This window comes from Peribacillus sp. B65 (assembly GCF_058513295.1).
Genome location: NZ_CP195840.1, coordinates 1,163,621 through 1,176,193, shown reverse-complemented (window position 1 = coordinate 1,176,193; position 12,573 = coordinate 1,163,621). Strand labels below are relative to the sequence as shown.

The following is a 12,573-nucleotide window of genomic DNA, read 5'->3' as shown; positions in this document are numbered from 1 at the left end:
TCTCCTTTCCAACCTTAATCAGTCATAAATTTGATTCAACTTTTGTTTTTTACCATAATAATTAATGTTATTGGTTTCACAAAAATGTTCCACTTCTGCTAGCCTCGGCACACCATCTTGGGCCCCCATTTTCGTTACCTTCATTGCCGCTACAATTGAAGCAAACTCGGCTGCTGATTCGATCGTCTCCCCATCTGCAATGGCACAAGCAAGGGCTCCTGCGAACGAGTCTCCTGCCCCCACTGTATCAACAGCTTTTACAGCAATGGGCTCGATAAAGTTTGTTTCACCGTTTTGATAAACCAATGCTCCTTTATGGCCCAACTTAATAATGCTATTCTCCACGCCAAAATGATTCTCAAAGAAAACACCCGCTTTGCATGCACTTTCCTTCGAGTTGACGTCGATCCCAGTCAACACTTTTGTTTCCTGCCAATTCGGCGTAATCAAATTGGCATACGTCAGTGCTTCAGTCGTTACCCCTTCTGCAGGAGCAGGGTCCAGGATAATAAACATATTTTTTTCTTTAGCCCTTTTCATGGCTTGTAGAACAGCCTCATTAGGAATTTCCATCTGTACAAGTAAAACAGCATAGTCATCACTGATGGTAGAAAAACAAATGTCAATATCACTTCTTGTCAAATGTTCATTGGCCCCTTTAATGACAAGCATGGTGTTTTCTGCTGTAGCATCTACTGTAATGACTGCGCATCCAGTTGGATGTTCTGCAACATGTTTCAAGGAGGATATATTCACGTTATTTTGAAGAAGAGAACGTTCTATTTCATGCCCGAATGCGTCGTCGCCAACCGCACCGACCAGTTTTACTGGTTTTCCAAGTTTAGCGCACGTCGTTGCTTGATTTGCGCCTTTTCCACCACTTAATAGTTTCATATTTTCTCCAAAAATCGTTTCCCCATGCGCTGGATACTGATTAGTGACTGCGACAATATCCATATTAATACTCCCTACCACTACAACCCCTTTCATGCACAACCCTCGTTTTTCATTTTCATTTGCTCTAAGAATGCCCGGAGTTGGCCAACGGCATCTTCCAGTAATACATCGTTTTTAAATAAACAGGACGTCCCGCAAACCAACATGTCGGCTCCATTTTTCAATACACCCGGAATGGTTTCGAACCCAATGTTTCCATCTACCTGAATATCAATTTGGTAGCCTTCCGATTGAATTAATTCTTTTATCTTTTTTATTTTCTTATACATAAGCGGTACAAAGGACTGCCCGGCAAAACCAGGATTCACCGTCATCACCGTTACATAATCGACTACATCCAATACATGTTCAAGCTCTGTGATGGGGGTTGATGGATTTAAGGCTACCCCTGCCTTAATCCCATCATTCTTCAGCTTTTGTAGTGATCTCTGTAAATGGGCAGTTGCCTCTGCATGAATGGAAATCATATCTGCCCCCGACTGAATGAAAAGATCTAAATGGTCTTCCGGTCTTTCAACCATTAAGTGAACATCAAATGGTTTATCCGAGAATTGCCTAATGCGTTTAATTAGATCCGGGCCCATTGTAAAATTAGGAACAAACGATCCATCCATTATATCTAGATGAAAGAAATCAACACCTGCACGGTCTAATCTCATTACTGATTCTTGTAAATTCCCCATATCTGCACACATAAGTGAGGGTCCAATTAAGGTCATATAAACACTCCCGTTCCATTTCGTCTTTTATCAAGAAAGCGTTTTCCTCATAAAGGAAGCGCTTTCTTTTCTGATACTTTTACTATAAAGGGAATTGGCATAAGCTGGTAGGTGATAAAATTCGGGTAGGGGGGATTTTCTTCGGGACATTTTCAATGTAGACATAAAAAAAAAGCTCCGGAATGGAAGCTTCTACTTTTTCACAAAAAACTCATGAGTATCTCGATATTGAGACGGAAGTTGTCCTGTCCATTGCTTAAACAGCCGACTAAAATATTTGGTATCTTGATAGCCTACTTTTGAAGCGATATCGTAAATCTTTAAATCTGTATGACTTAATAATTCCTTCGCCACTTTTAACCGTTCATTGGTTACATAGTCAAGCACTGTTTCACCTGTCTGATTTTTAAAATACTCACAAAAATAGGTTGAATTTAAATGGACATGATTGGCGATTTTTTTTATTGTGATGTTATCGCCTATATGTTTTAGAATCCATTCTTTTGCCTGGCGTATGGGATCTGTTTGGTCATTTTGAAATGCTGCTTGCTTTTTTAACATATTCATGACCCAGCGCTCCGTCTCCTTTTTTAAATGATTAAAATGAGAAGAATCCTCGGCAATGCTAAATGCTTCCTCAAGTAAAAGCGGAAGGTCTTTAAAACCATCACTTTTAATCCATTTATTAATAATTCTAATAGACAAATAGCGAACCGATTCTTGTATTATGAAAGGGGAAGTGACATCTTTCAGTTCGTTAAAAAATTGCCTGAGAGAACGAATGGCAGCTTCTTCACCATGCTCCATCGCCTCCACTGTCTCTTCTGCCCATTTATAGATGGATGGCGGCACTTCAATCACTTTATTATATGATACATGTTTAAGCATTTCAGTTCTGAAAATTTTATTGCCTCCTTGTATCATTCGATATTGCAAGGTAGATCGTAATTCATCTTTAATATTTACTAAAAGGGTAAGGTCATTAAACTCATTCCCAAGGGCAATGGAAACCGTAAAAGGGGTTTGCCGTTGGACACTTGTTTTTAATGTTATACACAATTGCTCCAAAGCTGTAGGGGTAGTATCCTTAATCAATAACCAACTGGCATGTAGACTATCTTTCCACATCCAATGCGTTGAATGATCATCTAGTAAGTCTGTTATAAGTTTTTTTATTACATCATTCCATCCACCCCAATCTTCTGGTGAAAAACTTTGGGTTTTGGCAGATGTATGATCGATTCCAATATGGATCAGGGAATAGGTTCCTTCTGGAAATTGCCGCGTCCATTCAAGTAATGATAAGTCCATTGCATCTTTCCACGTAATTTCCATCAGCAATTGAAGCTGCTTTTCATGGGTTAATATCATGGCTCTTTCTTCTATTTCTCCTATCTTTTCCCTTTCCTTTCGTGCCTCAATTACTTTTTCCTGCACAGTCTTCAACTGCAGTTTAAACTTTTCTCGATCAATCGGTTTCAATATATAATCGACAGCTCCTTCCCTTAGGGCAGTCTGTACATAGAGAAAATCATCATACCCGCTTATAATGAATGGAAATAGCCTTGGTTTAGTTTTTTTCAAATGTTGAATTAACGTTAACCCGTCCATGACAGGCATTTGTACATCTGTTATTAATACATCAACTTCTTCTACTTGATTGATAATTGCATCGTATGCCTCTTGACCATCGGAGTAAACACCTACAACATGCCACTCTTCCCCACAAGATTGTACTAGTCTTTCTATGCCTCTTCTTATCCTTGGTTCATCATCTACAATGACCGTCCTGACCCTTTGTATCATCTCTGTTCTTCTCCTCTCCTTGAACATACATGCTTACTTGTTGGGCATTTATTTTGGGAAGTCGGATAATCACACTCGTTCCCTTTCCGTATTCGCTATTAATTTGAAGATTATATTGTTCCCCGAACATCATGCCAATTCTTGCATTTACATTGATAATCCCAAAGCCAGAGTCCCGTTTCATCATTGGATCCAAACGTAACTTTTCATTTAATTCAATTAATTTGCTTTCTGTCATCCCTGGTCCGTTATCACTGACTATCAGCAAAAGATATTCCTCACCTGTCTGAGTTTCCTCTTCAGAAATATGTATTTGAATGTCTATTTCCTTTCTTTTTTCCAATCCATATTTAATGGAATTTTCAACGATTGGCTGTAAAACAAACTTGGGTATATAATAATTAACTACATCTGCTCCTTTTTCTATCATAAAATGCAAACGATCTTCAAAACGGAATTGTTGGATGCTTAAATAATCTTCAATGTGCTGAACCTCACTGTTTATAGGAACCAAGCTTTCTTTATTACTGATTGAAAAGCGCATCATTCTACCAAGCAGAGTCACCATCTTCACGACTTCATCGCTCTCTCCTTCTTCCACAGCCATGCCTATGGTTTCCAGCGTATTATACATAAAGTGAGGATTTATTTGAGATTGAAGGGCGTATAATTCAGCTGTTTTTTTTCGCAGTTCAATGTGGTAGTTTTTATGAATCAGCTCTCTTATCTCTGCGAGCATTGATCGAAAACTGTTCGCGAGCATCCCGACTTCATCCTTGGAATGTATAGGTATTTCTACTAATAAATCACCTTTTTCCACCCGCTTCATTATATCTCCTAATTCGTTTAGTGGACGTGTAACGGTCCAGGCAAAAAAGATAGAGATCAATGTAGTAATGAGTGTAAAAAGGATAAAAACGAAAATTGTCACATTTCGGATAACATCCGTTTTTTCTGTCATGTTTTTGATAGGTATGCTATGAACGAGTACCCATGGCAGCTCATTTGATTCACTTATACTGATTAAATTCCGTTTTCCATCGATTTCTGTACGAAAACTACCATTCAGTAATGGGTAATCATGTATCCCTTTTTCCACTGTACCAATTTTTGAATGATCCTTATGATAAATTATCTTCCCCTGCTTATTCATGATCCACATCGTAACATTCTCTTCCTTTTGCAAATCCTGAAGTGATTGCTCAAAAAAGGCTACATCGATGGCTATATAGAGCGTTCCTAAATTTTTTCTATTATCGAAATCAGTAATTGTTTTGACCAACATAAAATAGGAGGGATCCCCTTCAAACGTTAAATTAGTCTGATTAGGAAGGAGCAACTGCATCTCGCCTAGCAATCCTAGGTCATCTGCATATGGCAAGGAACCATCTTCAAAACCAAAACTGTCATAATGCAGACTTGTACTTGCAAATGTACGATTCTTGGAAACAAGAAACGCCCCCAAAATATGAGATGAATTGTTATTTAAATAGGTTCTTGTCAAATAACTCTTCATGATATATTCATCGTGTAGCAAAACCGATTTTTTTTTTGATTGGCTGTCTCTTAAAATAGCCATAACATCACCGGAATTATAAATTAAATCAGGTAAGGTCTCTAGTTTTTGAATGTCATTTTCAATGTTGCCATTAACCTGTTTAACAAGACGGGGAATATATTCGCCTACTTCTTCTTCTATTGATTTTGTGTATTGCCAGTATGCAATGAACCCAAGGAAGGCCATAGGTAGAACCGTTAATAATGTATAGGTTGTAACTAGTTTTGTCGTTAAACGCAGGTTTTTTATCTGGATAGGCTTTTTTCCTTTAAAAATCATACTGGTTCACATTTCCCTTTGTAAAATCGATGGGCTCTCCCATAATGACCATGTCACCGTTGAATTTAATCCTACCTATGTTCTTAATGTTCTGTCCTTCATACGGAAATTCATCATTCAATAAGTTTTTTGCTAGGCTAACAGTCAAGTAACCTAATTTTTGTGGACTCCATAACGTAATGGTCTGGGCAGCCCCTTCCTGTAAATACTCATTCATTAAATTAGGAGTCGATGTACCGACTACGGCAACCTTGCCGATTTTCCCTGCATCTTTCACAGCCTGAGCCGCAGCAGGAGGATTAACCGTTGAAATACCAATAATTCCTTTTAGGTCCGGGTATTTTTTAAATAAATTTTGTGTTACCTTATACGCTTTATGAATATCTTCGTTTGTATATTCCACTTCAACTAGTTTCATAGTTGGATAATATTCTTTTTGTTGGATTTGAATCCAATCAATCCATGTATTAAGATTGGCAGCGGTAGGAGATCCCGTCATAATCGCAAATTCCCCTTTTTCTTCCATTTCAATAGCGAGGGTATCCATTACATGCCTGCCAATTATCTCAGGATCTATCATGTTCACAAAAAAGCTTCTGTATGATGCATTAGTATCAGAATCCCAGGTGATCACCTTGATTCCTTTACGCTTTGCTTTTTTCAGCACCCTGCCTAATTTATATGGATCATTTGCAGATACCGCAATTACGTCCACTTTTTTTTCAATTAATTTTGTTATAATCTCTTCCTGCTTTTCAGAGCTGGGGGTAGGTGGGCCTGTATATATGACCTTAACACCTAAGTCTTTTCCCGCCTCCAACGCCCCCTCCTCTACCGCTTTAAAATAAGGTATTCCGTCAATTTTAGGTATAACAGCTATCGTATACGAATCTTTTTTATTCTCGACAGGTTTTGTATTGACGTCGATACTTTCTTCATCATTGTAAATAATCTCGTATTCTGCAGAATGATCACAGCCGCTTAGTATAAATAAAAACAAAATAAAAAAGATGGGCATCCTTAACATGATTAGCTACCTTCTTTCTTAAATTCTAAACATTAGCACGTATCATGGATATTGTAATAAGGAATGACTTAAGAAGTGCTTTTCTCATCCGGTTACATTCACCGCTGCTTCTTTCTAAGAAAACGGTTTCATAAATGATGGATTTTACCGGGAGTATAACCTTAATTTCTTTACTAAAATAGGAAACCTTTATATACTTTCAGGTTTCCCTATAATTTATTGTCCAGCCATGTCCTTCTCTGTTATGTTCAACCACTAACTTACACAAAAAGCGAGATGGAAACTGGAAAAATCGTATTTTAGCAACAAGAGTGAGCGACTTTCTCATTCTCTTCTATATGTATTAAAAATATCTCTATTGTACATTTGAACCCCATCATTTTTTTCTTTTTATTATTGATTTTTACTGTTTTTGAAAGGTTTGTCAATTTAAATTTCACAAACATTTTTAAAATTCAAATAATATTTTTATATAGTTTCACTTTCTCATAGTGTTTCATTTTTAGTTGTATTGGAAAATTACAAAGCAGTCTACGTCATTACATTTTCTATATCCTTTTTTCATAGTGCTTTTATTATCTTAAACTGTAGATTGATACCTTCAATCCAAATCCTCCCCTTTTAGAAAAAGTTACTTTAACGATTCCTCCTCAATCCTCAGTCTAATTTTCAACTGGTTAAATCAATTTGTTGCACGAGACTCTCATTCCGGATTTAACACAAATTGACTAGCTTTCATGTCTATTTATTAACGTGCAATCAAAAAAAATATACCCATAGAAAGACCTGTGTCATAGATCGTTATAGGTATATTTTATAAAGGAATTACCTTTCTAATAAGTTTTCCTTTTTAACTATATTAATTTTCTAATTTAAACAAAAACTTTTTTACTTTTTCTCCACTTCTTCGTTATATTTCGGTAATTCCAGACCATTCACTCGGGACGAATCGATAGACCCCATATTAATTCAGCGGAATTAGTCACACATCGGTTTGCGGATTCAGGACAACCTGTTATTTTAACGCTTTGCTAAAACATCACGTTCATATTCTTTCACTTGCGTCAGCCATCTTTCCTTTACCGGCACATTCATTTTTTCACAATAATAATCCCAAATTGCACCAAATGGATAGGTTTTAAATTCCTCCATTAATGCCAGTCGCTCAGTAAAATCGCCTTTTTCTTGCAGTTCTTTCAAATGATCGTTCGGTACAAGTAAGGCATATAAGAGGGCCTTAATCATATTACGCGTACCAATCGTCCAGGCAGCAACACGGTTGATGCTGGCATCAAAGAAATCAAGGCCAATGATCACCTGGTTTAATGCATCATTGCGAACAATTTCAAGCGCAATTTCACGAAGCTCATCATCTAAAATTACGACGTGGTCACTGTCCCATCGAACCGGGCGCGAAACATGAAGTGCTAGTTTATCACTGTATAATAGCATCGAAGAAATTTTGTTCGATACAGTTTCAGTCGGATGATAATGACCTGTATCCACTAAGCAAATCTTGTTATTTTTCAGTGCGTAGCCAAGGTAGAATTCATGCGATCCTACGACATATGATTCGGAGCCAATACCGAATACTTTACTTTCCACAGCATCCCAATTACATGTTTCATCCACTTCTGCTGTAAAAATTCGATCAAGGGATTCTTTTAATCTCTTTCTCGGTGTCAAACGGTCGCTTGGAATATCTTTGTAGCCGTCTGGAATCCATATATTTGTTAAGCAGGGATTGCCTAGTTCACGGCCAAAGTACTCTCCGATTTTTCGGCTGGCGATGCAATGATCAATCCAGAATTCACGAATTTCTTCATTTGGATGAGAAAGTGTCAAGCCGTCTGCTGCTTTTTCATGGGAAAATAGTGTCGGGTTAAAATCCAAACCAAGACCGTTTTCTTTAGCCCAATTCAACCAGTTTTCGAAGTGCTTTGGCTCAAGCTGATCGCGTTCGACTGCTTCTCCATTTGTTTCCGCATAAATGGCATGCAAATTGACCCGATGTTTCCCCGGAATAAGAGATAGCGCTTTTTCAAGATCCATGCGCAGCTCTTCCGGCGTAGTGGCTTTTCCTGGATAATTTCCCGTTATATCAATACCGCCAGATAATTCACTTTTGTTCACTTCAAATCCACCAATATCATCACCCTGCCAGCAATGAATCGAAATGGGCACCTTTTTCAGTGTTTCGAGTGCCGCATCAACATCAATTCCCCAATTCGCATACGCTTGTTTCGCTGTTTCGTACTGTTCTTTAATTGTCATATCGTCCCATCCTTTTAACGGATTGAATTGATTACTCCATGATTCCTACTACCTTTTCACATATTCTTCACTTACCATAATTTGCAGTGCATACTTAATCTATTATTTTTCGATAGATTGATTCCACCTATGACAAACCCTCCACTGAAAGCAACAAAATCCAAGAAAACAGGCAAAACCTATTCAGCGATTAAAAGCTCCAGGTACACCGCCGTCTACAGTGACCATGCAACCCGTTGTTTTGTCTGCTTTTGATGAAGCGAAAAACGCTATGGACTCAGCAATGTCTTCCGGGAATATGTTTACTAGCAATGTCGTACGTTTTTTGTAATGATCTTCAAGCTGGTCTGGTTCTATTCCGTATGCAGCGGCACGCTCTTGACGCCAACCCGATCCCCAAATGGAAGATCCTTGTAATACGGCGTCTGGCAAAACAGAATTAACACGGATTCCGAAATCCCCGCCTTCCACTGCAATGCATCGTGCTAGATGTGTTTCAAGTGCTTTGACTGAACTGTAAGCAGAAGCATTTTTTCCAGCGTAAACAGAGTTTTTCGATCCCACAAATACCATATTTCCTCCTGTTCCCTGTTGTTTCATTTGCTTAAAAGCTTCACGTGCTACAAGGAAATAGCCTGTCCCCAGTACATTCATGTTTAGGTTCCATTCTTTTAAGGTTGTTTCATCAAACGGGCTGGATGTGGCAAGGCCGGCATTGTTGATGATAATATCAATTCCCCCAAATGTAAGAGCTGATTTCTCAAAGGCATCCTGTACCTGCTCTTCACTGGTAACATCCATTTTAAAAGCTGCAGCACGTATTTCCCCGTATTCTTTATTGATTTCATCCGCAACTTTTTCAGCACCTTCAATATTTAAATCAGCTAGAACTACATGGGCACCTTCAGAAACTAAACGCCGTGCTGTTGCGCTGCCAATACCGCCCGCACCGCCTGTAATGAAGGCTACTTTGCGTGAGAACTCCGCTTCTGCCGGTGAAAGAGACAATTTATAAAGCTCAAGTGGCCAGTATTCAACGTTATATGACTCATTTTCACTGAGAGATACGAACTCGCCAAGTGCTGTTGCCCCTTTCATAACCGCAATCGCTCGATGGTAAAGTGCTCCGCTCACGTTTGCCATGGCTACGTTTCTGCCTGTGTTGACCATTCCGACACCTGGAATCAAAATAACTCGTGGTGCCGCCTCAAACATCACATCTCCTTCGTTTTTATTGCGCTCGAAGTATTGCTTATATTCTTCCTTATATTGTTGAATACCCGTTTTAACTTTTTCCACCAAGGATTCAGTCCGTTCATTTTGAGGATCCCAGTTAATGAAAAGCGGCTTCATTTTTGTATGTACAAGGTGATCCGGGCAAGCGGCACCGACTTGTGATAAGGCAGCCGCATTTTTGCTATTCAAAAATTGCAGGACATCATCTGCATCGTCAAAGGTTAAAAGCATTTTTTTCTCCTCGCCCACAGCACCGCGGATAACCGGCATAATCGAAGCAAGTACCTTTTTTCGCTCTGCTTCAGGTAAAGAGTCAAATGCCTGTCCACCAAATGCATCTTCTTCATGCTGGCGGCTTTTAATAAACTCTTCTGCTTCCGTTATGATCGAAATGGTTTTTTCATAGGCTTCTTTCGATGTTTCACCCCAAGTAACCAATCCGTGTTTTTCCATTAAAACAAGCTCGGCTTGCGGGTTATTTTTCACACCTTTTGCGATCATTTTAGACAAAGTGAAGCCAGGGCGCTCATATGGTACCCAGACAAAACGATCACCGAAAATTTCATTGGCGACTTCTTTTCCATTGTCTGCACAGCAAAGACTAATAATTGCATCTGGATGTGTGTGGTCAACATGTTTAAAGGGAAGGAAGGCATGAAGTAAAGTTTCAATCGACATACGTGGATGCTTACTGTCGATCATGCAGTGTGACAAATATTCAACCATATCTGCATCAGGCATGTCATCACGCTCGATTAAAGGGTGAATATCCGCTAGATTCAAACCTGTGAAATTGCCCGCTTTCATTGTTGCAAGGTCGGAACCGCTTCCTTTAACCCACATGACTTCAATTTCCCGGCCACGAAAATCCTTTTCCATTGTTTTCATGGATGTATTGCCGCCTCCCCAGTTGCAGACGGCTCGATCTGTACCGATTAAATTAGACCGATATACCAGTTCTTCTACTCCAGATGTCACTTTTGACGCTTCTTTATCATTCCATAAATTATTAACCATTTTGTTTTACCCCCGTTTATCTTTATTTGTGTTTGTTTTATTGTATAACACTTTTGTTTTCATTTGAAGAAGTTTTTTTAATTGTTTCCAATTTTACGAAAACAAGGAAAATCGTTGAGCGTGAAAGACAATGGATGTATCCGCATTTTCAACAATCCAAATCATTCTGCAAGGTAAATATCATCTAAAAAATCACCATTTTCCTTAGATGAAGTCTGTAAAATAAACGTAAATACAACAAATGACCAGGAATGTAAACACCATGTCCCTTCCATCTTAGAAAAAGAAAGATGCAAAACTTCCCAAAGACTTCGCAGGACATTTCCTACGGAAAGACATAATTTTCACGGGTAAACAGGCAGCTAGACAAACTTCTTTCTAATCCAAATACCATTGATGCAATAATGCTTCTCAATCCTTTTTACTGAAATTAAGAGATACAGTGTTTTTAATCGAATTCCATTTGAAAAATCGGTGCTGTGGCTTTATTGAGGTTATATGAGTTACTGTTCAAATAAGAAATGGTCTTGGGCTTTCACACCAAAGATGGGGTTAACCTTTTGCTATTGTCTTTCGTTTTAGTACATTTGGAGCTTTTTTTTCTATTTAAAATCAAAGATTCACAAAAGAGTGGATTGGGTACAATATGAAATGAACTAGTAAACGTTATCGTAGTATTAGAAGCATCGGGAGGAAGTTTATATGATTAATGAAAAAGTGGCTTTGATATTAGAAGATAAAATTAACGTTATTAAAAGTGATGAAACATCCATTTATTTAGTCGGCCCAATCAAATTACCCGTTAACTTAGAGGGCGAAACAATTATATTCCAGTGGTATTGCTGGTTAAGATGTGAGAATATGGCGGGTCATTTTTGTGGTGACGGCACTTATAATATAGAAAAGATCATTGAAACTTTAGCCTCTTCCAACTTAGCGGAAATGCAGCAATCAAGTGTGTTACTGTATGGAGATTTCCAACATTCAGCTGAAGCCCTTATTCGGATGCATAGTATTTGTCATACTGGGGATATATTTGGCAGCAAACGCTGTGATTGTGGCTTTCAATTAAAGCAGGCTATGAAAATGATTGCAGCTCAAGGATCCGGAGCTTTATTTTATTTAGCGAATCACGAAGGAAGAGGCATCGGATTATTTAGTAAAGCCATGGCTTATGTTCTGCAAGAAAAAGGATTGGATACGGTTGAAGCGAATTTGGAGCTTGGATTTGTGGATGATGCACGTAACTATGATGACGCCATTCGGGTGTTAAAAAAACTGCGCTCTAATCCAGTGACTCTTATCACCAACAATCCGAAAAAATTAGAAGCCCTTCAAAACTCAGGTGCCAATGTTGCAGGCAGAGTTCCGTTATGGGGTGATATTTCCGAGTTTAATGAAAAATATTTAAAAACTAAAGTGGTTCGTTCCGGTCATTTAAAAGATAGTAAAAATGAATGACTTATTTGTTTTATATGAAATTGTTTATACCCCTGAATAGGTTTGAATTTTTGGAATAATCGTGGGACCTCTAGAATCCATGAATGTATTATCCTGTAGATATGCTTTAAAAAATCATTTGTCATGGAAATCAAATGTGTTATTAAAAGATTATTTGATAAAAAGGTAAAAAAGATTTTCGATTCGACCAAACTATTTGTTGAAAAAGGAATTTATTCCAAAAAACATATTCAATACTG

At 38.2% G+C, this 12,573-nt stretch carries 8 protein-coding genes; 1 reads left to right on the top strand and 7 read right to left on the bottom strand.

Annotated elements, in window-relative coordinates; translation table 11 throughout:
- Positions 1-18: 18 nt before the first annotated feature.
- The 7 genes from rbsK to ACSR9O_RS05745 all read right to left on the bottom strand — a co-directional run bounded on the left by rbsK (position 19) and on the right by ACSR9O_RS05745 (position 10,873).
- Positions 19-990, bottom strand: coding sequence for a ribokinase (rbsK, locus tag ACSR9O_RS05775; protein ID WP_491724114.1), 972 nt, complete (start codon positions 988-990; stop codon positions 19-21).
- A complete protein-coding gene (gene rpe, locus ACSR9O_RS05770) occupies positions 987-1,676 on the bottom strand; it encodes a ribulose-phosphate 3-epimerase (protein WP_048677821.1) in 690 nt (229 codons plus the stop codon). Before rpe ends, rbsK begins: the two co-directional genes overlap by 4 nt.
- Before the next feature lie 192 nt (positions 1,677-1,868).
- Positions 1,869-3,482 carry a response regulator gene (locus tag ACSR9O_RS05765; protein WP_202190543.1) on the bottom strand — a complete coding sequence of 538 codons (1,614 nt, stop codon included), beginning with the start codon at positions 3,480-3,482 and terminating at the stop codon, positions 1,869-1,871.
- On the bottom strand, positions 3,448-5,319 hold the full coding sequence (locus tag ACSR9O_RS05760; RefSeq protein ID WP_491724113.1) for a cache domain-containing sensor histidine kinase: 1,872 nt from the start codon (positions 5,317-5,319) through the stop codon (positions 3,448-3,450). Before ACSR9O_RS05760 ends, ACSR9O_RS05765 begins: the two co-directional genes overlap by 35 nt.
- Positions 5,309-6,346, bottom strand: coding sequence for an autoinducer 2 ABC transporter substrate-binding protein (locus ACSR9O_RS05755; RefSeq protein WP_101221770.1), 1,038 nt, complete (start codon positions 6,344-6,346; stop codon positions 5,309-5,311). The genes ACSR9O_RS05760 and ACSR9O_RS05755 overlap by 11 nt, the downstream gene beginning before the upstream one ends.
- A 1,020-nt stretch (positions 6,347-7,366) precedes the next feature.
- Positions 7,367-8,620: an L-rhamnose isomerase gene (gene rhaA / locus ACSR9O_RS05750; protein WP_101221769.1), complete on the bottom strand. Its 1,254-nt coding sequence runs from the start codon at positions 8,618-8,620 to the stop codon at positions 7,367-7,369.
- A gap of 183 nt (positions 8,621-8,803) precedes the next feature.
- Positions 8,804-10,873 (bottom strand): bifunctional aldolase/short-chain dehydrogenase, encoded by a 2,070-nt coding sequence (locus tag ACSR9O_RS05745; protein WP_491724112.1) that lies wholly within the window; start codon positions 10,871-10,873, stop codon positions 8,804-8,806.
- Positions 10,874-11,575: 702 nt separating this feature from the next.
- Here ACSR9O_RS05745 and ACSR9O_RS05740 point away from each other — a divergent pair.
- On the top strand, positions 11,576-12,334 hold the full coding sequence (locus ACSR9O_RS05740; RefSeq protein ID WP_101221767.1) for a GTP cyclohydrolase II: 759 nt from the start codon (positions 11,576-11,578) through the stop codon (positions 12,332-12,334).
- Positions 12,335-12,573: the final 239 nt, after the last annotated feature.